The organism is Chryseobacterium jejuense, assembly GCF_900100075.1.
GTDB classification, from domain to species: domain Bacteria; phylum Bacteroidota; class Bacteroidia; order Flavobacteriales; family Weeksellaceae; genus Chryseobacterium; species Chryseobacterium jejuense.
Map to the genome: position 1 here is coordinate 381638 of NZ_FNEG01000001.1, position 24209 is coordinate 405846.

At 35.4% G+C, this 24209-nt stretch carries 18 protein-coding genes; 13 read left to right on the top strand and 5 right to left on the bottom strand.

What is annotated here, in order from left to right; translation table 11 throughout:
- Positions 1–193: 193 nt before the first annotated feature.
- On the top strand, positions 194–2551 hold the full coding sequence (locus tag BLS98_RS01685; RefSeq protein ID WP_089732967.1) for a choice-of-anchor L domain-containing protein: 2358 nt from the start codon (positions 194–196) through the stop codon (positions 2549–2551).
- Between the two features lie 95 nt (positions 2552–2646).
- Here the strand turns inward: BLS98_RS01685 and rsmA are convergent, their stop codons facing one another.
- A complete protein-coding gene (gene rsmA, locus BLS98_RS01690) occupies positions 2647–3417 on the bottom strand; it encodes a 16S rRNA (adenine(1518)-N(6)/adenine(1519)-N(6))-dimethyltransferase RsmA (protein WP_089732969.1) in 771 nt (256 codons plus the stop codon).
- Positions 3418–3509: 92 nt separating this feature from the next.
- Between rsmA and BLS98_RS01695 the strand changes: the two genes are divergently transcribed.
- The 6 genes from BLS98_RS01695 to BLS98_RS01720 all read left to right on the top strand — a co-directional run bounded on the left by BLS98_RS01695 (position 3510) and on the right by BLS98_RS01720 (position 8655).
- A complete protein-coding gene (locus BLS98_RS01695) occupies positions 3510–4409 on the top strand; it encodes a cell division protein FtsX (RefSeq protein WP_089732971.1) in 900 nt (299 codons plus the stop codon).
- A gap of 2 nt (positions 4410–4411) precedes the next feature.
- Positions 4412–4708, top strand: coding sequence for a DUF3098 domain-containing protein (locus BLS98_RS01700; RefSeq protein ID WP_089732972.1), 297 nt, complete (start codon positions 4412–4414; stop codon positions 4706–4708).
- Between the two features lie 97 nt (positions 4709–4805).
- Positions 4806–5624, top strand: coding sequence for an undecaprenyl-diphosphate phosphatase (locus BLS98_RS01705; RefSeq protein ID WP_089732974.1), 819 nt, complete (start codon positions 4806–4808; stop codon positions 5622–5624).
- A gap of 20 nt (positions 5625–5644) precedes the next feature.
- Complete coding sequence (gene truB / locus BLS98_RS01710; protein WP_089732976.1) at positions 5645–6343, top strand: tRNA pseudouridine(55) synthase TruB; 699 nt, start codon at positions 5645–5647, stop codon at positions 6341–6343.
- Positions 6344–6371: 28 nt separating this feature from the next.
- A complete protein-coding gene (rluF, locus tag BLS98_RS01715; RefSeq protein ID WP_089732978.1) occupies positions 6372–7094 on the top strand; it encodes a 23S rRNA pseudouridine(2604) synthase RluF in 723 nt (240 codons plus the stop codon).
- Positions 7095–7431: 337 nt separating this feature from the next.
- On the top strand, positions 7432–8655 hold the full coding sequence (locus tag BLS98_RS01720) for a YncE family protein (protein ID WP_089732980.1): 1224 nt from the start codon (positions 7432–7434) through the stop codon (positions 8653–8655).
- Positions 8656–8734: 79 nt separating this feature from the next.
- Here the strand turns inward: BLS98_RS01720 and BLS98_RS01725 are convergent, their stop codons facing one another.
- Positions 8735–10018: a helix-hairpin-helix domain-containing protein gene (locus tag BLS98_RS01725; RefSeq protein WP_089732982.1), complete on the bottom strand. Its 1284-nt coding sequence runs from the start codon at positions 10016–10018 to the stop codon at positions 8735–8737.
- Positions 10019–10168: 150 nt separating this feature from the next.
- Entirely contained in the window at positions 10169–10513 is a 345-nt protein-coding gene (locus BLS98_RS01730; protein ID WP_066693449.1) for a MerR family transcriptional regulator, read from the bottom strand.
- 180 nt (positions 10514–10693) lie between these two features.
- Here BLS98_RS01730 and BLS98_RS01735 point away from each other — a divergent pair, with 180 nt between their 5' ends.
- Together BLS98_RS01735 and BLS98_RS01740 are read left to right on the top strand one after the other, a co-directional pair.
- Entirely contained in the window at positions 10694–13366 is a 2673-nt protein-coding gene (locus tag BLS98_RS01735) for a zinc-dependent metalloprotease (protein WP_089732984.1), read from the top strand.
- A 108-nt stretch (positions 13367–13474) separates the two neighbouring features.
- Positions 13475–14353, top strand: coding sequence for an AraC family transcriptional regulator (locus tag BLS98_RS01740; RefSeq protein WP_089732986.1), 879 nt, complete (start codon positions 13475–13477; stop codon positions 14351–14353).
- Positions 14354–14481: 128 nt separating this feature from the next.
- Here BLS98_RS01740 and ccoG read toward each other — a convergent pair whose 3' ends face one another.
- Complete coding sequence (gene ccoG, locus BLS98_RS01745; protein ID WP_089732988.1) at positions 14482–15924, bottom strand: cytochrome c oxidase accessory protein CcoG; 1443 nt, start codon at positions 15922–15924, stop codon at positions 14482–14484.
- 258 nt (positions 15925–16182) lie between these two features.
- Between ccoG and BLS98_RS01750 the strand changes: the two genes are divergently transcribed.
- The gene (locus BLS98_RS01750; RefSeq protein ID WP_089732990.1) at positions 16183–17076 is read left to right on the top strand and encodes an SMP-30/gluconolactonase/LRE family protein; all 894 of its coding nucleotides are present in this window, start codon (positions 16183–16185) and stop codon (positions 17074–17076) included.
- A 105-nt stretch (positions 17077–17181) separates the two neighbouring features.
- Here the strand turns inward: BLS98_RS01750 and BLS98_RS01755 are convergent, their stop codons facing one another.
- Entirely contained in the window at positions 17182–18489 is a 1308-nt protein-coding gene (locus tag BLS98_RS01755; protein WP_089732992.1) for a DEAD/DEAH box helicase, read from the bottom strand.
- A gap of 630 nt (positions 18490–19119) precedes the next feature.
- On the opposite strand from BLS98_RS01755, the gene rpsA reads away from it, so the two are divergent.
- From rpsA to BLS98_RS01770, 3 genes are all read left to right on the top strand, one after another.
- Positions 19120–20910 carry a 30S ribosomal protein S1 gene (gene rpsA, locus BLS98_RS01760; protein ID WP_089732994.1) on the top strand — a complete coding sequence of 597 codons (1791 nt, stop codon included), beginning with the start codon at positions 19120–19122 and terminating at the stop codon, positions 20908–20910.
- Positions 20911–21257: 347 nt separating this feature from the next.
- On the top strand, positions 21258–22676 hold the full coding sequence (locus BLS98_RS01765; RefSeq protein WP_089732996.1) for a T9SS type A sorting domain-containing protein: 1419 nt from the start codon (positions 21258–21260) through the stop codon (positions 22674–22676).
- A 67-nt stretch (positions 22677–22743) separates the two neighbouring features.
- On the top strand, positions 22744–24162 hold the full coding sequence (locus tag BLS98_RS01770; protein WP_089732998.1) for a T9SS type A sorting domain-containing protein: 1419 nt from the start codon (positions 22744–22746) through the stop codon (positions 24160–24162).
- The last annotated feature ends 47 nt before the right edge of the window (positions 24163–24209 follow it).

Genomic DNA, 24209 nt, shown 5'->3' on the forward strand with positions numbered 1-24209 from the left:
TTTTAATGTGTTTTTCGAATAGTAGTGAATTTTATAAATTATATTTTGAATTTTAATTATCATTTTGTTAAAAACGTTATTATTGCTTCTAATTGCAAATTGTTGGTTGAAATGTTGTAGTTTTTTTATAAAAAATATAAATATGTGTATTGTATATTTAAAAAAAAATTAAATTTGTTGAAACAAAAATATTATGATAAGATACCTACCGCTTTGTTTATTCTTTTTATTTATCTCGAATTTTTCGTTTTCTCAAAATCAACAACCCAGACAAGTCATAAAAAAACAAGCGTCTGCCCAGGCTAAAAAGGCAGGAGCTTTTATTGATGTGAATGCTCCGGGATATCCGGAGTCCGGTTTTACAATAGAAAAATTGGTGAAAGATGTATTAATTTCATCAGGAACCAACACTTGTATTACTCCTAATGTAACCAATGTGAAAATTACTCCTAATCATGCTGTAGGAGAAGCTGATAGAGCCTGGGGGTATTTTCATAAGGCGACAACTAATTTTCCTTTTAAAGACGGGATTGTACTTTCTACAGGATACGCAAGAAAGGCTGGGAATAGTTTTGAAACCAGTAATAGTGATACCAATGGAGGAGGTACAGATAGTGATCTGGCACAGGTTATTGGTGTGGCGGCAAGTGATTTAAATGATGCGGTGCTATTGGAATTTGACTTTGTTCCTACAACCTCTCAAATTAAATTTAATTATTTAATTGCATCTGACGAATACACCGGGACATTTCCCTGTAAATATGCAGATGCATTTATTATATTATTGAAGCCTACATCAGGAGGCCCTTATACGAATATGGCAATATTACCGGGAGGAGCCGGGCCCGTAAGTATTACCAATATTCACCCAGCAATTGGAACTACTTGTGGGGCTGTTAATGAACAGTATTTTGGAGGGTATAATAACCCTAGTGTTGTTACCAATTTTAACGGAAGAACAGTTCCGCTTACGGCTGTTGCTGATGTAGTAGCAGGTCAGGAATATCATTTTAAAATGGTTATTGCAGATTATCTTGACCATAGTTTTGATTCTGCGGTATTTTTAGAAGGAGGATCCTTTAATATTGGGGTAGACCTTTTAGGCCCTGGTGGAACAAAACTGCCTAGTGATATTAATGTTTGTGATAACGTACCTCAGGTGCTTACTGCTTCTGTAAATGATCCAAACTTATTATACCAATGGTATTTTAACGGGACTTTAATTCCTAATGCTACAAGTAACGTTGTTACAGCTACACAACCCGGAACTTATACTATTGAAGTAAGTGTTCCCGGAAACCCTTGCCCAGGTAAAGCTTCCATAGAAATTCATGGAGGAACAACACCTATTGCGCATGATGCCACGTTATTGCTTTGTAGTACACCGGATATTACAACATTTGATTTAAGCACTATTAAACCAACCATCAGCACAACGCCGGGAGCTATATTTAAGTTTTATGAAAATCAGGCCGATGCTTTGGCTGAAAATAATAATTATATCCAAAATATTCTGAACTATAATGGTACTGATGGCCAGATATTGCATGTAGTTGTTTCAAATGGAGGTTTCTGTAGAAAAATAGTTGAATTGAAGTTATTTAAAGAAGAAACTCCAGTTGCCAAACTGAAAACATCTGCTATACAAATATGTCCGGGAGAAAGCGTAACGCTTACTGCTGAAGGAGGAGATACCTACCTTTGGGATAACTTCCCGGGAACAGGTAATATGCAGACGGTTACACTGCATCAGACCACCGTATTTACTGTATATGCAATAGGAGCAAAAGGATGTAAATCTCTTAACCCTGCTTCCATAAGAATTGAAGTGGTTCCTGAAATTAAAAGCCCGCTAAAAGACGTTGAAATATGTGATGGAGACCTTGTAACTCTGGATGCAGGTGCAGGAAAAAATTATAAATACAAATGGAGTACAGGAGCTACTACACAAAAGATAGATGTAGATAAATGGGGAATTTATACCGTTGAAATTGATAATGGATACTGTAAAAAAATCTTCTCTGCTCAGGTAATGGGAGCTGCTATTCCTTATGTTATCGGAATAGATTATCAAACCTCTAAAAAGACCCTGACGGTTTCTGCGGTAAACCCTCCAATGAACAACATACCAAGCAGTCTTGAATATTCTATTGATAATGGAATTACATGGCAGGAATCTAATGTGTTTACAGGACTTTTAGATAACAGCAATTATACCATCCTGGTGAGAAGAGTAGGGACTCACTGTATAGGAACTTTTGACTTCTTTACATTACAGATCAGTAATTTTATTACTCCTAATAATGATGGGATCAATGATGTACTTGATCTGAAGTCTTTGGGACAGTTCAAAAACTTTACAGGTTCTATCTACGACAGATATGGAGTAGAAATGTTCAGATTCACGAAAGACACCCCAATTTGGGACGGAACTCTAGCTGGCAAAAGATTACCTTCTGCAACCTATTGGTATAAATTTACCTATGAGTATCCTAAATCTAAAACTCAGATGAACTGGTCCGGTTGGATCATGTTGAAAAACAGAGAATAATACATAAAAGAAAGCCTTTCAGATGAAAGGCTTTCTTTTTTTTATACAAATACCAATAAAGCTCCTTTTATGGGAAGCTTTTTGTGATGTACACCTTATTGGTTTTCTTTCCAAAGATTAGCAAAGTGGATGAAATCAGATACACTAAGTTCTTCCGCTCTTTTATCTAAAAATTCATGACCTTTTAAAGCTTCAGGAATATTCAACGTTTTCAAAGCATTGGATAGCTTTTTTCTTCTTTGGTTGAAGCCGGTCTTTACAATCTGTTTAAAAAGAACCTCATTTCCGGCCAAACCTTCTTTAGGGTTTCTTGTAAGACGAATCACTCCGGATTTTACCTTTGGTGGCGGATTAAAGACATTTTCATGTACCGTAAACATATAGGATACATCATAATATGCCTGAATAAGAACAGAAAGAATACCATAGTTTTTAGTCCTTGGAACAGCAGCCGTTCTTTCAGCCACTTCTTTCTGGAACATCCCTACCATTTCAGGAATCAACTCATAATGGTCAACAATCTGGAATAATATCTGAGATGAAATATTATACGGGAAATTCCCGATAATGGCAATCTGCTCATCTTTGATAAAATTAAAATCCTGTTTCAGGAAATCTCCTACAAAAGTATTTTCCGTAACCTTAGAATAGTTGTTTTTCAGATACTCTATAGATTCCGTATCAATTTCGGCAAGGTAAATGTTATGATCTTTTTCAAGAAGATATTTGGTAAGAACTCCCATTCCGGGACCTACTTCCATAATGTTATTATAGTTCTCAAAACTAAGACCTTCTACAATTTTTCTTGCGATGTTTTCATCCGTCAAAAAGTGTTGACCAAGATGCTTTTTTGCTTTTACACTCAATGTTTTTTATGATTTTATTAACAGTGATTTTCTCTTTTTCGTTCCCAAATTTCGGAAGATTTTTTCTATTTTAGCCAAAAATTTTAATATTAATGGCTAAATCTGTAGATGAGTTTAATAAGAAAAGGCTTCGGTCCAGCAATATTACAGTAGTGATAAGTATTGCCTTAGTGTTATTTTTGTTAGGGTTAATGGGGCTTATTTTAATTAATGCCCAGAAGTATTCTGACTATATCAAAGAACAATTGGTGGTGAACGCCTACTTTGATGAAAATTATGACGCTAAAGATTCTGTAAAAATTGCAAAACTGGAAGAAGAAACTTTTAAAAAGGTACAGACGTTAGCTCCTGTAAAAAAAGCAACCTATATTTCAAGAAGTATGGCCGCTAAGGAGGCTAAGAAAAGTATGGGGATTGATAGTGATGCATTGTTTGAAGAAAATATCTTCCCATCTTCTATTGAAGTTGCTTTAAAACCTGAATACGTAGATCCTGCGAAAATTGATGAAGCAATCAAGGTGATAAAATCAGTTCCGGGCATCATTGATGTGAAGAATGATAGTACTTTGATGGTAGATGTTTACAATAATCTGAGCAGAATCTTAAAATGGATTTTTGGATTTTCATTACTATTCCTTGTATTGGCTGTAGTGTTAATCAACAACTCCATCCGTCTGAAAATTTTCTCCAAGAGATTTATTATTAAAACGATGCAGCTGGTAGGAGCAAAAAGAAGATTTATTCTTAAACCATTTATCATTGAAGCAATTGTTTTAGGGGCTATTGGTTCTTTAATTGGTCTTATTGCTTTGGGAGGAGTTTGGTATTATTTCACAAGCCAGATCGGATCGGCTTTTGTACAGGACAATAATCAATATTTCTGGTTAGTAATTTTAGTGTTGGGAGTAGGAGTTTTTATTTCTGTTTTAAGTACTATTTTTGCTACGTGGAGATTCTTAAAATCAAACGTTGACGATTTATACTACTCTTAAAAATGAGCAAAAAAACAAATAAATTTTCTGCTTCAGACTTCGGAAGTGAAGCAGAAGCACCACAGGAAAATACGTTCTATTTCGGACAGCAGAACTTTAAATGGATGCTGATCGGGCTGGCATTTATTGTGGTTGGATTTCTTTTGATGATGGGGCCTGATGCCAATACCGTAGACGGTAAATTTGATCCCAATTCATGGAATGACGATATCTTTTCCATCAGAAGGATCAGAATCGCTCCGTTATTTGTTGTGATAGGTTTTGTAATAGAAGTCTACGCTATTTTAAAAAGAAAATAAATAAAAATTTATATTTTGAGATTAAGAGATTAAGGTATTTAGAGTCCCGTACTTTAAATATCTCAATCTCTTAATCTTTTAATTTTTGTAAAAGAATATGGATTTAATTAAAGCAATTATTATTGCCATTGTAGAGGGATTAACGGAATATCTTCCTATCTCATCTACAGCGCACATGGGATTCACTGCCAATTTATTGGGAATGCCCGAAGATGAATTTTTAAAAATGTTTCAGGTTTCCATTCAGTTTGGAGCTATCTTATCTGTTGTAGTGGCTTATTGGAAGAAGTTTTTCGACTTGAAAAATATTCAGTTTTACTTTAAACTGGCATTTGCAGTAGTTCCTGCATTGGTGTTGGGGTATTTATTCGATGATAAAATTGAAGCTATTCTGGGAAACCAGATTGCTATCTCTTCAGTGCTGGTGTTAGGAGGAGTTATTTTATTATTTGCTGATAAATGGTTTAAAAATCCTAAAATTGATGATGAGAAAGGGATTACTATAAAAAAAGCAATTACTATAGGATTCTGGCAGTGTCTGGCTATGATGCCGGGAACCAGCCGTAGTGCTGCTTCCATTATTGGTGGGATGACACAAGGGCTTACCAGAAAAGCAGCAGCAGAATTTTCTTTTTTCCTTGCAGTACCTACGATGTTAGCAGTAACGGTGTATTCTGTATTTGTAAAGACATGGGGAAAAGAAACGGCTAATCCTCAAAAAGGATATGAAATGATTATGGCCTCACAGGATCACATTATGATTTTTGTAGTTGGGAACGTTGTGGCTTTCATTGTAGCACTTATCGCCATCAAAGCATTCATTGGTGTGCTTAACAAATATGGTTTCAAGCCTTGGGGATGGTACCGTATTTTCGTGGGAGTGGCTTTATTAATCTACTTTTATTTCTTTAAATAAAAAATATTCATCATCCATTCATGACGTCGGAAGAATTAAAATCAGGATATATATTTTTATTAGATAAGCCTTTGGACTGGACTTCCTTCCAGGCTGTCAATAAAATGAAATATAAATTGAAAAGGGAGTTTGATCTTCCTAAAAAATTTAAAATCGGACATGCCGGAACCCTTGATCCAAGAGCAACAGGGCTTCTGATTGTATGTTGCGGAAAATTCACTAAAAAGATCCCTGAAATTCAGGATGCGCCTAAAGAATACTGGACAGAGATTAAAATAGGTGTGCAAACAGAATCCTATGATACTGAAAAACCGGAAATCCTTCAACAAGATATTGCGCATATCACCGAGGAACAGGTAAAAGAAGTGTTGGAAAAGTTCGTTGGGGAAATTGAACAAAAACCACCAGTGTATTCTGCCATAAAGATTGATGGTGAAAGAGCCTATAATCTGGCTAGAGCAGGAGAGGAAGTAGAAATGAAATCCAGAAAAACAACGATTCATTATCTCAATGATATAAAAATAGATTTTCCTTTGATAAGTTTTACCGTTGGATGCTCAAAAGGAACTTATATCAGAAGTTTGGCCCATGATATCGGACAGGAATTGGGAGTAGGTGCTTACTTAACCCAATTGAGAAGAACGAAAATCGGAGAGTATAAAATTGAAGATGCTACAGACCAGTTTTTAAATAACGACTTTAGATTTCTGGGTGAATAAAAAATGATACCAATTACGGTAGAAACTAATGGAAAAGACACGTATTAATAAATATTTATCAGAAGTAGGCTATTGTTCAAGAAGAGCAGCAGATAAGCTGTTGGAAGAAGGAAGGATAAAGATTAACGGAATGATTCCTGAATTGGGAACCAAAGTTTCCGATGATGACCTGGTGGAAGTAGATGGAAAGCCTATCAGAGAGCCACAGGAAAAACCTGTTTATATCGCTTTCAATAAACCGGTAGGAATTGTATGTACTACAGATACAAAACGTGAAAAGAATAATATTGTAGACTATATCAATCACCCAAAAAGAATTTTCCCGATTGGAAGACTGGATAAACCCAGTGAAGGACTTATTCTTTTAACCAGTGATGGGGATATCGTAAATAAAATACTACGTGCAAGAAACAATCACGAAAAAGAGTATATTGTAAGAGTAGATAAGCCTCTTAATCCGAGATTTCTTGAAAAGATGAGAAATGGAGTCCCAATTCTGGATACCGTGACTAAAAAATGTGAGGTGGAAAAGATTGATGATATGAATTTCAGAATTATTCTTACCCAAGGCTTAAACAGACAAATCCGTAGAATGTGTGAGTACTTAGGCTATGAAGTAAAAAAGCTGAAAAGAATTCGTATCATGAATATTAAACTTGATCTGCCTGTCGGAAAATGGAGAGACTTAACCGAGGATGAGTTGAATTCTTTAAACGCTTTGCTCACAGACTCAAGCAAAACCATCGAATAAGATTATACAATTAAATAAAAAATATAAATGATAAGCAGGAAGTAGTTTCCTGCTTATTTTTTTTGAAATGATATACAGCTTTACATGATGCTTATTAGTTAGTATTATGGACTGTCATTCTGACGAAGGAAGAATCTTAATTACACATGAGTTTCTTCTTTCGTCAGAATACCAATGTTATAAAATTGCAGATAATAGGCTCATGCTTATCTAATAATAACAGTTGAAAAGAGAGTTTTGAAGTAATGTTTTTTTTAAATTCACACAAATGTGTAATATTTTTAGTTTGTTATTGAAATTGTGTTATATTTATAATGCAAATAAATAACTGAAAATCATGAAATTAAAATTTAACAAAGTTCCCTTGTTGATCATCATTTTGATGATGTTTTCTAATTGTCAGCATGAAAATCACCCAGAGATTCCACACGACACTGCTTTTTTTATTGATTATAGAAGCTTGACTGGCCAGTCGGATGGTATAGCGGTGATAGAGCTCGATCCTGAAGCTCCCGATTTTGGAAATATTAGTCATAAACTTGAGTTAGGAGTTGGTGTTCTGCCTCATCATCTTTATTATAATCAGAGTAAAAACAAATTGTACACAACAGCTTTGGGAGGTAGCTATCTTTATGAAATAAAAGCTGAAAAAGACAACATCGGACAACCTAAATTAGTAAGTGCAACACCTATTGATACTGGAGAAAATACAGTGGGAGAAAATTTATTCTTCACCAATGACGGAAGATTCTTTATGACCTTTATGGGTGGAGCAGGAGGTCTAAAAGATGGTAGTATAGGGGTTTTTAATGCTAATAATAACCAGCTTATTAAAACCATCAAAGCGCCCATTCAGCAGAATCCCAATAAGTTTATTATGTATCCACATGGTATTTCTGTGAATGAAGAAAAAGGACTCATGATGGTTACTTCAACCATTCATCCGGATCTTACCAGTGGTTTTGGAAATACCTGTACCTTAATAGATCTGAATACTTATGAATTAAAAGAAACTTATCAGGTTGCAGACTCACCAGCAGATCTGTCCAGCCCTGTAGAGGTCTTATTGCTTCGTGGAAAATTCCCACAATATGCCCTTGCCACAACAATGCTTGGCGGAGACATCTGGATTGCTCCATACAATACCGCCACCAAGAAATACGATGCTTTCACCAAAATATTTGACGGAAGTACCCAAGGATTAGGCTGGACTCTCGAAATGTACATTGATGATAACAACAGACTCTATGTAAGTTTTGCAGATCCTGGAAAAGTTCTGGTCTTTGATATCAGTAATCTTCCGAATCTAAAACTTTTAAAAACCCTTACCGCAGATAAAGGAGCACATCACATGGTTTTCTTTAAAACCAAAAAAGGAAAAGAAGTGGTAGCGGTACAAAATAACCTGTTGGATATTCCTAATTTAAATTCTGGTACCATTAGTGTCATTGAAATTGCGACAGGAAAAACTCTTGGGACAGTTAATTTACGGTCCAAATATGGAATACTTCCTGAATCTATTGAAGGAACCAATGGCCCTAGCAATTATATGCATCATTAAAATATGAATTAATTTTTCAGATTAAAACTCCCCAAAATTGTAATATTTGTTTTGGGGAATTTTGTTTTCTGATATCAGGTTATTTTAAATATAACTTCATCCTTTCTTCATATTCAGGTTTTAATTTCAGAAACTTTAGAATTTTCTTATCATCAGGATAAGTTATCCGGTAGAATATAATTTTATCTGCAGAATATTTAAAATACGGATGATCCTTCAGCCATTCTTCAGGCGCATCGGCTAAGGAATATTTTGGTACATTGGAAGCATCCAATGGAGCAATGGATATTAATTTTTGAACCAATTCCTTGTCAATATTATAAGTGTCCAGAATTTGCTGTTTGTTGACAAAACCTCTCAGCTTTTTTCTGAAACCTATTATAGAGCCGGCACTTTTTTCATCCAGACCAAACTCAATAAGCTGTTTGAAAGTAATAGTATTGAGATCTGTTTTTGAGAAATCCGTTTTTTCCTGCTGTATTTCCACTTTCTTTATAGCCTCCGGATTGAGTGTAATAAAAGGTTTCATCTCCTGAAATTTTTCTGCAGAGATCACAAAGCATTTCTGAATATCATCAACATCTTTAAAGCTACCTCGTAGATTTTTGTCGCGGTAATTAACGATAGCCTGAGCCTGTTTATCTGAAAAGCCAAGTGCCTTCCACCCTTCAACATCCAAACGGTTCGGATCAAAAGCACGATATTGCACCTTAATTTTTTTAGGGTAATTGGTGTCGGAAGTCTTGAAATTCTCAGGAGTTTTTGATGGTAACAGTAGATAAGGCTCCAGTTTACTATAATTTTCCGGGGATATGATAAAACATTCTCTGAATTTTTCCTTACTGATAAAGCTGCCACCCAAATAATTTTTATACTTTATAATAGCTTCGGCCTGCCTCTCACTGAATCCCATTTTGCTCCAGTCATGGGCTTTTTTAAGATCGGGATTGAACTTTTCGGAAACTATAATTTCTTTCCTCTCAAAGTTGTTAAAACGATTTGAATTGTCCTTTACAGAAGCCTCAGGAAGGAGAATGAAAGGTTTTAGTTCTTCAAATTTTTCATCTGAAATAGCATAACATTTTTTTAGCTGTTCTTTGGATGTAAAAGTTCCGCCTACAATATCTTTATATTTAAGAATAGTAGATGCCTGTTTTTCAGAAAAGCCAAGCTCTTGCCATCGTTCCGGAGTTAAAATATTGGGGTCAAAATCCGTTATGTTGGCAGTAATTGAGTTACCGTCAATAAATTTCACATCAGGAAAAGGTTCTTTATCCTTGCTTGTATATTCCTGAAAAGCCAGTAGAATAGCCATTAAAATGACCATAAAAGCCAGTTTTTGGTAATAGTTTTTTCTCATCATATGTATTATGTATAAACATATTGATAAAAACCATCCAAGGCAATACCAAAGGTTAAAATGGTTGATATTAGAATACAAAAAATTGCAATCTATTAAAAATTAAGATCTTGTACTCTTTAACGTAGAAGGATTTAAAGAAAAGTGAAGAGATTATTCAGTGTCCCTATCACCCAATGATTCTTTCAATTTTAAAAGTTCAGCTTTTACAAATTCAAGACGATCAATAATGGTGATGGTTTCTGAAATTTTACTGTTGGTAGTTAAAGCAACACGGGCTCCATCCAATGTATATCCTTTTTCTTTTACCAAATGATAAATCATTTGTAGGTTTTTGATATCCTCTGGAGTGAAGTAGCGGTTTCCTTTTTTATTCTTTTTAGGCTTGATGATAGGAAATTCCTGTTCCCAATAGCGTATTAATGAAGTGTTTACATCGAATGCCTTAGCGACTTCTCCTATGGAATAATACAGTTTATCAGGTAAGTTTATTTTCATTTTACAGCTCCTAAACTTCAAAGATAAAAATTTTTTAAAGTTTCATCCAAATATATCTTGTAAAGTCCTGTAATAACCTGAATTTTTAATCAGTAAATAAAATGTCAATGTGTTGTGAAAAAAAATATAAAACACATTATATTTTTTATAACTTAGTGAAACACAAAACCTACATTGATTATGAAACATTATTTCTTTATTCTCGCACTGATGATTCCCTTTCTGGGATTTTCTCAGTGGAAAAGGACCGAACTTCGGGCCCAAAAAGTTAAAAAAAATCAAGAAAAGCTTGAATTCTCAGGACTTTATTCACTTGATGCTAATCAGCTCAAACAACTTCTGAAAAATGCACCTGCCCGCTTTTCAAGCCAAAAAGGAACTGTTATTTCTCTTCCTACTGCTAAGGGAGGATTAGAAAAATTTCAGGTTTGGGAATATTCTAATATGGCACCAGAGCTACAGGAAAAATATCCGGATATTAAATCTTATGTAGGAACTGCATTAGAAGATCCTAGTATATATTTAAGATTCAGTTTGTCCCCAGTAGGATTTTCTTCTATGATAACCCGTTCAGGAATATCAGAATTTATAGAGCCTTATACTGAAGATAGAACAGTTTATGCTGTTTTTGATTCTCATGCAAGGAGAGGGCAGGAGAAAGAACCTTTTGAATGTTCCACAAAGGAGCAGGCAATAGAAAGTACCCCTGAAAAAAAAAACAATGCTGTAAATAAAAAAACTGCAGGATTCAATACTTTTAGGATGGCACTTTCTTGTACAGGAGAATATGCCCAATATCATTTAACGGCTGCCGGAACTCCTGCTACAGCTACTGACGTACAAAAAAAAGCTGTGATTTTGTCGGCAATGAACGCTTCTTTAACCAGAATGAACGGAGTTTTTGAAAAAGATCTGTCTGTTCATTTTAATTTGATTGCCAATAATGATGCTATTATATTTTTGAATTCAGCAACAGATCCATATCCTGATGATGCCGGTCCTGATGAAGCTCATACAGGTATTGTGTCCCAAATTAGTGTGTCAGATTTTGATATGGGACATCTACTGGATAAAAAAGATGCTAATGGAGCAGCTTATACCGATGCTTTATGTGGTTCTCTTCCTGGAAGAGGTTGGACTGCCTGTAACTTCCCTGAGGGAGACACCTATGATATAGATTATGTTGCTCATGAAATGGGGCATCAAATGGGGGCAGGACATACTTATACTTCTCATACAAGTCAGGCTAATCAAAGAGTAGAACCAGCCAGTGGAAGTACAATTATGGCTTATACAGGAATTATAGGAGGAAATTTAGACGTTCAGTTCAATTCTGATGCTTATTACCATATAAATAGTATTAACCAAATTAAAAATAGAATAAATTCAATTTCTTGCGGAGTAACTACGGCTTTCACAAACCCAGCACCTACGGTAACACTTGGGGGGAATTATATTATTCCAAAATCTACTCCATTTGTTTTAAAAGGAACAACAACCGATGCTAATGCAGGATCTTATACTTATACGATAGAAGAGACGGATCAGGCTGCTAATGCTCAAATGGGAACTAATTCCTATGCTTATGCTACAAAACCTTCAGGGCCTGTTTTTAGATCAAAAATGCCAATAAGTACTTCACAAAGATATTTCCCTGAGTTTAATACCGTATTATCAGGTGTATTAACAACCCGATGGGAGTCTGTTTCCAGTGTTGCGAGAACTCTTAATTTTAATATGTCTGTAAGAGATAATAATCCTTTGCAGCCTCAGGTAGGGCAGGGTACGTCTGCCGTAACAGTAAATGCAAATACTGGTCCTTTTCAAGTGACTGCGCCTACATTTGGGCAGTCATTATCTTCAGCAGGAAACTTTATGGTAACTTGGGATGTGGCTGGTACCAATGCTGCACCAGTAAATACAGCCAATGTAGACATTAAATTATCTACAAATGGAGGGCAAACATTTACTACAATTGTTGCCAATACACCTAATGATGGGAGTGAACAAATAACTATTCCTGCAGGTTCTACCGCATCCAATGCTTATATTATGATTGAAGCAGTAGGAAATGTTTATTATGCAGTGAGCCCTAGTTTTGTGATAGATTATAGTGTAACCGGTGAAAGCTGTAGTACCTATACGTATAGTGGAGATCCGATATCCATTAAAGATGGTCCTGGAGGAAGCAATATATCATCACCTATTGTGAAAGTCCCTTTAATGGTAAACAATTCCGGAGTTATTACCAAGGTTAAAATTACTCCTGCTGTTACCCATCCGAATGTAAGACACTTATCTTTGGGTATTGAAAGCCCTACAGGAGCCTCTGCTTTGTTCTGGAACCGAAGCTGTAACAATTCTTCAGGGATTACATCGGCATTCAGTGATAATGGAGCTGCCGTTGCTTGTGCTTCGCCAGTTCAGGGAGAAACTAAATCATATGAAACTTTAGCTATCTTTAAAGGTCATAAAGCCCAGGGAGAATGGAAACTGTTTGCTTCAGACAATAATCCGGGAAGTGTAGGGTCTATTACAGGATGGTCACTTGAAGTATGTACACAACAAACAGGGACTTTAACTACCAGAGAAGTATCTTCGTCTCCATTGGCTGATGATATTAAAGTATATCCCAATCCAAGTGATGGTAATTTCTTTATCAAATCTCAGAATATAAAAGGCGAAGTGAAAGTTACTTTATTCGATTCAAGCGGAAGACTGATCTATTCATCAGCTTATCAAAGTGAAGGGAATAATACCAAAGAACTTAATGTTAATGTGCCGAAAGGAGTATATGTAATCAGCATTAATTCTTCAAAAGGAGTATACAACAGTAAACTGGTTATAAAATAATAATCATTAAATAAGATAAAAAGGATCGGCAATAGTCGGTCCTTTTTTTGTATTGGATTTGTAGCTTGGTTTTATTTATAGTACTTTTATCCTCCATTTATTTATAGGATGAATTCTATTTCCGTTCTTCATATTGATCTTTTTCAGGGTAAGAATCCTTCGGATTTTTATTTTAATACGATGAAAAACCATTTGATTGTGGGACATCAGCATATAGAAAAACCTCATAGGCATGATTTTTATGCCGCTGTTCTTTTTACTCAGGGAAATGGTGTTCATGAAATTGACTTTCAGCGGTATGATGTTTCAGAAGGAAGCTTGTTTTTTCTATCACCAGGACAAATTCACAGTTGGGAGCTTTCAGAAGATATAGAAGGGTATATTTTCTTTTGTTCTCAAGAATTTTATGAAATGCACTATGTGAATCAGAAACTGAGAAATTTTCCTTTTTTCGGATCTGTGTCTTTTCCAAGAAAATTACAGCTGGATGCCGTAGAATTGGAAAAGAATGTCCATTTGTTTCAGGAGCTGGGAAGAGAACATCTATCTAATGATCTGATGAAAAATGGACTGATCTTATCATTAATGTCTCAAATTTTCATCAATTCAACCCGGCTGTTTTCAAAGGATTTTGATACACTGACTTCTTCTGCCGGACTTTCCTATTTTAAGCATTATCAGGACTTTGAAAGTCTTATTGAACAATATTTTACTGAACATAAATCCATTGCTTATTATGCGTCTTTATTAGGGATTTCATCCAAACATTTAAACAGAACCGTACAAGCGGTAGTACAGAAAACGGCTACAGAAGTGATCACAGAAAGGGTAGTGCTGGAAGCCAAAAGGATGTTGATGTACCTGGACGAAAATCTCGTAGACATTGCTTTCAGGCTTGGATATGAAGAGTATTCCTACTTCGTAAGAGTATTCCGGAAAAATTCCGGAATGACTCCCACTCAGTTTATGAGGAAATATAAGGCCTAATTTGGGGTAAAGTTCAAGACTTAAAGCTTTTATAGTGGCAGGTCTTTAATTCTTTTATTATTGGTTATCAGTTAATGATTTTATAAACTTCAGAACACAGGTCCTATATTTCTCACTCTCTCTATATATTATAATACTAGTTTAAACGGTCCTTCAAACGTAGTTTCAAAAGAATCTACCATTTTTCCTTCTTCATCAAAAACACCGATCGTCATATTTTGTTTAGAGAATTTGATCTTATCTTCAGGAAAAGAGATGTTGATGTTTCCTTTTAAGATCTGGTCTCCTTTCAAAATAATTTTCTCAGATCCGAAATAAGTGATTTCAGCATCTTCAGGAGTAATGACTTTAATGGTCAGCACCTTTTTCTCATTGGATTTATTCAGAAGTGTATAAATAAATGTATTGGTGATTTTACCATTTTTAATGAAGAACGTAGAACCTGCAGGTTTAATGAATTTAGCTTCCATAGAACCACGGTCATACATTAAAAATCCAAGGAATCCTACTAATAGTGCCAGAATGACTGTTGTAGCCTTCATTCTCGAAGTAAATTTGAACTTCTCGCTATTTTCAATTTCAGACTCAGTGGCATAACGGATTAAACCTTTTGGTAAACCTACTTTATCCATGATCTCATCACAGGCATCAATACATGCTGTACAGTTAACACATTCCAATTGCTGTCCGTTTCTGATGTCAATTCCTGTAGGACAGACTACAACGCATTGATTACAATCTATACAATCCCCTTTACCAGCCGCTTTTCTGTCTTCATTGTTTCTCCATTTTGAACGGCCTTCCCCTCTTTTAAAATCGTAATATACGTTGATTGTCTGCTTATCTATTAAAACCCCCTGAAGTCTTCCGTAAGGACAAACCAGAGTACATACTTGCTCACGAAGCCATGCAAAAACAAAATAGAAAGTCATCGTGAAAAAGATCATTGTGACAAACTTTAAAGGATGTTCTGAAGGTCCTTCAATCATAATCTGGAAGACCTGTTCATAGCCTACAATATACATGAACATGAAGGTAGAGATGATCATAGAAATTAAGATAAATACAGACCATTTTGTAAGTCTCTTTCTTATCTTTTCAGCATCCCATTCCTGTCTGTCGAGCTTCATTTGTTTGTTTCGGTCCCCTTCAATTAAGTATTCTATTTTACGGAATACCATTTCCATAAATAAGGTTTGCGGACAAAGCCAGCCACAGAATATTCTTCCGAAAACTACGGTGAATAGCATTACAAAGATGACAGAGGTAACCGCTCCCAAAGCAAGAATAAAAAAGTCCTGAAGGTAAAACGGCTGTCCAATGATAAAGAACCTTCCGTCAATAACATTAAATAAGAAGAACGGATTGTTATTGATCTTTACAAAAGGCAATCCAAAGAAAAAAGCCAATAAAGCATAACTGGTGTAATCTCTGTAATTGGTATATTTTCCTTTCGGTTTTCGGGGGAAGATCCATTTTCTTTTTCCGGTCTCATCCATTGTTCCTACCGAATTTCTAAAATCTTCATTTTCAATTTCCAGGGATTTGATGTTGTTGGACTCTGCGCTCATTATCGTATGCTATAAAAGTATTTTGGTAATATTTTTCATCCGGATCAATACCTGCTTTCCAAACTAAATTTCTATAGATAAACGGTATTGATTCCTCTACTGCAAAGCTCTGAATTATATCCATTGACTCCTAATATGATCTACTTCAAAAATAGTACAATTGGGACATTTTATATTTTGCGAAATAATGCATCAAACTGAGAAAATATTTTTGAAACCGATAATGCATGTTGTAAATTGCCAATCTAAAAATGAAGAATGAAAAATATCAGTAAAGCAGGTCTGATTGGTTTGGTTTTCGCATTAGTAAACTGTCAATCAGTAAATAGTAGTAAAATGTTTTATGAAGGAGTAAAACCCAAAATGGTTTCTGATAAGTTTAGCTTTACAGAAGGTCCATCAGCAGATAAAGAGGGAAATGTATATTTTACCGATCAGCCTAATGATAAAATCTATTACTGGGACTGGAAAACGAATCAGGTCATAGAATTCTTAGATAAAACAGGAAGAGCAAACGGAACGCACTTTGATAAAGACGATTTCCTAATTACCTGTTCAGATGATAACGGTGAGATGTGGAAGATCTCAAAAGATAAAAAAATAGAAATCCTATTCAAAGATTTTGAAGGTAAAAGATTGAATGGTCCTAATGATGTGTGGAATGATATTTTTGGTGGAATGTATTTTACAGATCCATTATATGAAAGAGACTATTGGATAGACTTCAAGCAGGATACACCTAATAAAAGCCTTTATTATAGAAATAAGAATGGAGAGATCCGTAAATTAGATACTTTCACGCAGCCCAATGGAATAGTAGGGAGCGAAAAACTAAAAAAATTATACCTTTCAGATATTGATGCCGGAAAAACCTACGTGTATGATATTCTGGGAGAAGGAAAATTGTCTGAGAAAAAGCTTTTCTGTGAAATGGGTTCAGATGGAATGACTTTGGACAAACATGGAAATCTTTATTTGACCGGAGATGGAGTACATGTTTTTAACCGAGAAGGGAAAAAGATTTATCACATCTCTATTCCTGAAAAATGGACATCCAATGTAACTTTCGGAGGAGAAAATAATGATGTTTTATTCATTACCGCTTCAAAATCGGTGTATACTTTTCCGATGAGAGTAAGAGGAATAAAATAAGCTATAAAATACTTTTTAAAATATATTCTATGTGCCTATGTGGTTATTTTTTTTACCACATAGGCACATAGGTTTTTAAGAAGTTAATGTTATTTTTAACTAAGTTTAATAAGCAACTTCCATTTTCACTTTTTTTCCTTTCAGCTTCTCATTCTGAAGCTTTCTTAAAACAGCATTCACTTTATTTCTGGAAACCGCAACATAAGAAGTGGTATCTTTTACTTCAATTACACCAACATCTTCTTTTTGAAGTTCTCCTTTTTTGAGTAAATACCCTACAATATCCACTTTATTCACCTTATCTTTTTTTCCTGCACTGATGTAGATCGTCTGGAAAGGAGTTTTTTGCGGGACTTTAGTGAAGCCTGCAACACTTTCTTCAGGAGTATCATTTTTAATGAAAGGAAAATTATCATCCTCATTCATGATCAGATAAACAAAACCTTTGGCATTCATCCTTGCGGTACGTCCGTTTCTGTGAATGAAAGCATCTTCTTTTGGAGGAAGCTGATAATGAACGATAGATTCCACTTCAGGAATATCAAGTCCACGGGCAGCAAGATCGGTTGTAATAAGGATTCTGGCAGAATCATTTCTGAATTTTAATAAGGCACGTTCTCTTTCATCCTGTTCCATTCCACCGTGGAAAGTTTCTCTGTCGATTCCCATCTGGTGAAGGAGTTCTGAGATACGGTCCACCGCATCACGGTGATTACAGAAAATCAACGTTCTTTTATTTCCGATTTTACAAACCAGATTGAATAATGTATCCAGTTTTTCTTCCGGGATCGTCATTACTCTTCTCAGTTGGAGATCTGGCTTTACATCATTTTCTTTAAGGAAGCTGATTACTTTTTCATCTTTTAATCCGGTAAATGCAGGAATTTCATCCATCGCTGTCGCAGAGGTTAAAACTCTTTGAGAAAGTCCTTTTAAAGAATTACAGATAAACTCCATATCATCATGGAAGCCTAACTCTAAAGCTTTATCAAATTCATCAAGAACTAAAGTTTTAACTGTTTTCGGATCAAAATTATTGTTTCTTACGTGATACGTAACCCTTCCCGGAGTTCCAATTAAAACTGCCGGAGCTTCAATTAAATTATTAACTTCAATCTTTTTATCATGCCCACCATAGCAAACGGAAACCTTAAAATCTGTTCCCATCGATTTGAAAACCTGCTCAATCTGTAATGCCAACTCTCTAGCAGGAACTAATATTAAGGCCTGAACACCTTGAACATTCTTTTTCAGATTTCTAAGAGCCGGAAATAAAAACGCCAGCGTTTTTCCGGATCCGGTAGGAGAGAGCAAAACAATATCGGTATTGTTTTCAGACGCTTTATAAGTAGATTTCTGCATCTGATTCATATCCTGAATCTGCAGCTTTTGATAAATTGATTGTAGTTCCATGGTGCAAAGGTAATGAATTTTGGAGTTTTAGGGTTTGAGAGTGGTAGCGTTTTAGAGTAGGGAGGAATTACTGCTCTTCTTTGATTGTAAATGCTGTCATTCTGAATGGAGCGTAGCGAAATGAAGAATCTCAATGGCTCAAATAGTTCTCCTGATTTGTAACATGGTTTTTCAAAGGAGGCGGTGGTTTGCAACACCATCTACATTCTATTAAATTTCAGCTTTTGTTTACTATAAAATGTATAGATGCTTCGACTCCGCTCAGCATGACAACTCTAATAATAGGTTGTTGAATTTAATATTGTAATGCAGTGCGGAGTCGAAGCCTGTCTATTATAGATTTAGCAGCATTTTAATAATAAATAATCTATTTGCTGAACTGGTGATTTTTTACATTATAGTAATTGATGATTTCCAATTCTTTAATAGATGTTGACAATCAATTGTTTATGGTGTGAATAGGTTGAGCTAAAACTATTGTTTATCTCAAATAAAATTTTTATCTTTGCACCCACTTTTGTGGCGAAAAGGTTTGATGAGTAAAATACTTATAATTAATTACTTCCGTATTTTTTAAATCCACATTTATTCAAACCGTTAAAAAAGAAGGAATACAAATTTTATTAGAAAATGTCAAAAGAGACAAATTCAGCAGAGGTTATTTTAAACCAAAACGTAGCACCAGAACAATTTGATTGGGATTCTTTCGAATCAGGTCTTGATGCAGATGCGAGAAAAGAAAAAAGCGATTTAGAAGAAATCTATAACGGATCTCTTAACAGCCTAAACGATAATGACGTTTTAGTTGGTAGAGTAGTAAGATTAACTGACAAAGAAGCTATCGTAGACATCAACTTCAAATCTGAAGGTGTTATTTCTCTTAACGAATTCCGTTACAACCAAGGCCTAAAAGTAGGTGATGAGGTAGAAGTAATGGTTGACAAGAGAGAAGACAAAACTGGTCAATTACAATTATCTCACAGAAAAGCTAGAACGCTTAAAGCTTGGGATAAAGTAAACGAACTTCACGAAACTGGAGAAATCGTTAACGGTTTTGTTAAATCTAGAACTAAAGGTGGTATGATCGTTGACGTTCACGGAATCGAAGCATTCTTACCTGGTTCTCAAATTGACGTTAAGCCAATTAAAGATTACGATCAGTTCGTAGGAAAAACTATGGAGTTCAAAGTTGTGAAAATCAACCCTGAGTTCAAAAACGTAGTTGTATCTCACAAAGCATTGATCGAAGCAGATATCGAAGGTCAGAAAAAAGAAATCATCGCTCAACTTGAAAAAGGTCAGGTTCTTGAAGGTACTGTTAAGAATATTACTTCTTACGGTGTATTCATTGACTTAGGAGGTGTTGATGGATTGATCCACATTACAGACCTTTCTTGGTCTAGAGTGAACCACCCATCTGAAATCCTAGAGGACGGACAAACTGTAAAAGTTGTAATCCTTGATTTCGATGATGAGAAAACAAGAATCCAATTAGGTATGAAGCAATTAGAAGCTCATCCTTGGGATGCTCTTTCTGCTGACATGAAAGTTGGTGACAAAGTAAAAGGAAAAGTAGTAGTTCTTGCTGACTATGGTGCATTCGTAGAAATCGCTCCAGGTGTTGAAGGATTAATCCACGTTTCTGAAATGTCTTGGTCTACTCACTTAAGATCTGCTGGAGATTTCGTAAAAGTAGGTGATGAAGTTGAAGCTGAAGTATTAACTTTAGATAGAGAAGAAAGAAAAATTTCTCTTGGTATCAAGCAATTGTCTAAAGATCCATGGGAGAATATCGAAGCTAAGTATCCGGTAGCATCTCAGCATGTAGGAACTGTAAGAAACTTCACTAACTTTGGTGTATTCGTAGAGTTAGAAGAAGGTATCGACGGATTAATCTACATCTCTGATCTTTCTTGGACTAAGAAAATCAAGCACCCATCTGAGTTCTGTGCAGTAGGTGATAAATTAGATGTTGTAGTTCTTGAACTAGATATCCAAGCTAGAAGATTATCTCTAGGTCACAAGCAATTGACTGAAAACCCATGGGATAAATTCGAAACTAAATATGCTGAAGGAACTATCCACGCTGGTAAAGCTGTAGAAGTTCACGATAAAGGAGCTTCTGTACAATTCGAAGATGCTGAGGTTGAAGCTTTCTGTCCTTCAAGATTATTAGAGAAAGAAGATGGATCTAAAATCAAAAAAGGTGAAGATGCTCAATTCAAAGTAATTGAATTCAACAAAGAATTCAAGAGAGTTGTAGTTTCTCACACAGGTATCTTCAGAGACGAAGAAAAGAAAAACGTTAAAGAATCTTCTTCTAGAAACGTATCTTCTTCTTCAAACAACGAAGAAAGATCTACTCTTGGAGACATCGATGCATTAGCAGAGTTGAAAAGAAAAATGGAAGAAGGTAAATAATCTTTGAACCATTTATAAATAAGGAGCCGCTCATTTGAGCGGCTTTTTTTGTGCCTTATTTCAGGAGCTTTTTCCCGCTATCCACTCATACTCCTCGCGCCATCACCCTCCAATACTCAGGCCTTCTCGCTCTCCAACTCTTGCTGTGGGGTAACCGTTACTATCGGGGCTAGTGAAATAGTCATCATGATAAATACCTGTTGATAGAATAACAGAAACAATGAATAAACCTGTCATGTTTTGTGATTAATGTTAAATATTTTCTTTTTTTATTTAAAAATAATTAAAATATTTCACTTTGTAATGTAAATATGTTATTTTTGGCAAGCTAAAACAAAATTTTAATTATGAGAAAGACATTTTTATTTTTCTTCATGGCGCTCATGATATCATGGGGCGAGCTTAAAGCACAATCTGATTACATTATCATGCTGGATAATGGGAATTCTGTTACTAACGCTGAATACGCTCATATGAAACGGGGAGCCATTAAGCTGATGGAAGAGCTGTTAGCCTGCAATACCAGAAACAGAGTTGCTGTTGTGCAATATGGAACCGGAAAATTTGGTGATACCAGCGGAACTGGAAAATCTTTACTTTATATTGAATCCGATTTTACCAACGACCACTTTACTGCTCAAAACTTTGAAAGACGTCTGGATTTCGGGCATCTTTTTAATGAATCCCTGGTTCTGATTGCAGATGCTTTAAGTGGGGGCGGGAATAATGATATCATAAGCCCTCAAATGACCTTGAGTAATACACAGCCTTTAAAATTTGTAGTATTTACAGACGCAGAAAGGAATTCAGGAGGTGCTGACGGATCTTATCTGGTGAATTATAATAATACAGCTTATAGTGATCCATTGGCGTTTGAGATGGCTGTAAAGTTTAAAATGATGGGAGCGCAATTTACAATGATTCATGCCAATACAAATAATGCGGCAGTAGGGGCGGCTGCATCTATTGCGAGTGCAGGAGGTTCTTATACAGGAACACCATTGGAGCCTAATACTTCAGATCCTGATTATGGGGTGCTGCCAAGATTATATTATAATAGACCTAACGGGTTTAGTGTAGGGCAGCCGGAAATGGATTACTGGCCAAACCTTGCATCGAATATATGCAATACCAATGGAATGGGAACGGTGAACTTCAGATATGAACCGGGAGAATGTATAGGAGCCACGTCAGGTATTGGTGGTTATTATAACCTTCCGGCCGGTGCTACTCTCGTAAACCTTAGAGTAGAGCTGATAGGGTTGCAGAACGGAACGGTATTTCCCGTAAATTTTACCCCTAACTTCGGTCCTGGGAATTTTTATAATTATTATTTTCAACCCTCAGACTTTGATAATGCTGTGAATGGTGGGGTAACTGGTGAACAAAAATTCAGAGTTTCTATGGTTTATCTTTATAATGGTAACTATGAAATTGCTTATGCCTGGAACAATTATCCATTCTTTGATTATGATATTACGATGAAATGTCCGCACCTGAGAGCTGCAAAGTTACAGACAGAAGAAAGGCTTTTTAAACTGACACCAAATCCTACTAACGGTTTATTTAAAGTAATCCTGAACAAAGACATTAAATCAGGAACATTGGAAGTAAGAGATTTAATCGGAAATATGGTTTATAATAAAGTGCTTCGTGGAGGTAAAGAAATAGAAGTAGATCTGAGCTCTCGAAAAGAAGGAGTTTATATAGTTAACATAACAACAGATAAAAACGAAATCTATTCAGAAAAAATCATCAAGAAATAATTAAATAAAAAACTGCTCATCCGGGCAGTTTTTTATACTCATTAAAAACCGAATTAAAAGATTAACCATGAAAAAAACATTCTTATTTTTCTTCATGACATTCCTGATGTCATGGAATGGTCTTAAAGCACAAGGACAAGGGGATTATATTATTATGTTGGATAATGGAGGTTCTATGAATCAAGAAGATTACCACACGATGAGACGCGGTGCTATTAAGCTAATAGAGCAATTGTTAGCCTGTAATTCTGATAACAGGGTAGCAGTAGTGCAATACGGAACTGGAGTGCTTGATGAAGATACAGGTGTATATAAACCTTTAATTTATATTGAGTCTGATTTTACCAACGATTTTTTTACCGCACAGAATTTTTACCGCCGGTTAGATTTTGGAGATTATTTACAACAATCTGTAGGGTTGGTTAGAGATGCTATCGATGGGATTCCAAATCCTGATATTATAAGTCCTCAAAAAACACTAAATATAGAACATGATACAAGAGTTATTGTGTTTACTGATGCGGAAAGAGCTTCAAATGGTCTTAGTTCTTATCTTGTAGATCCTGCTTATGCATCCAATTATGCTTCATATGAAGCATTTGCAAATGTGATGGATTTTAAAATAGATAGAGCGATAAGATTTAGTGTAATTCATGCTAATACAAATGATGATGCAATTAAGGCAGCAGCATCTATTGCTAGTCCTTTTGGTCCTTATGATGATGATTTTGAGGATGTTCCTGGAGATCCACATTATGGTTACCCAAAATCCTATTATAATAGAACTAACGGATTTCATATGTTGCCTACCGAAATAAATTACTGGAAGGATTTGGCGGCATTTATATGCAACTCTAGTGGTAGAGGAACTGTAGATTTCCTTTATGAACCCGGAGTATGTATAAATGGTACTTCAGGTCTTTCTGGGAATTATTATCTTGAGGCTGGGGCTGCTATGCAGGAAATTAAACTTGAATTAGTCAATTTGGATACAGGGGAGGTGTATCCTATAATAGCTAATCCTGTGCTTGGGATAGGGAATTCATTTCATTTTAGTTTTACCCCTTCTAGCTTTACTTATGCTGTACTTGCAGGATCAACAGGTCCGCATAAGTTCAGAGTAAAGATGACCTCTACTTCTTCTTGGGGTACAGTTGCGTATAGCTGGAATAAATATCCATTTTTTGATTATGATATTAATTTGAATTGCCCAACGCTTATGAGTAAAAAGTCTTCAGTAGAAGAAAAGATGTTTAAACTGACCCCAAATCCTACCAGTGGAATGTTTAAAGTAATCCTGAATAAAGAATTTAAATCAGGAACATTAGAAATCAGAGATCTGGTAGGAAATACCGTTCATAATAAAATACTTCGTGGAGAAAAAGAAATAGTGGTAGATCTGAGTTCCCGAAAAGAAGGAGTTTATATAGTTAATATAACAACAGATAAAAACGAAATCTACTCTGAGAAAATCATCAAGAAATAAATAAAAGTAAAACTGCTCATCCGGGCAGTTTTTATTTTTGTATTAAT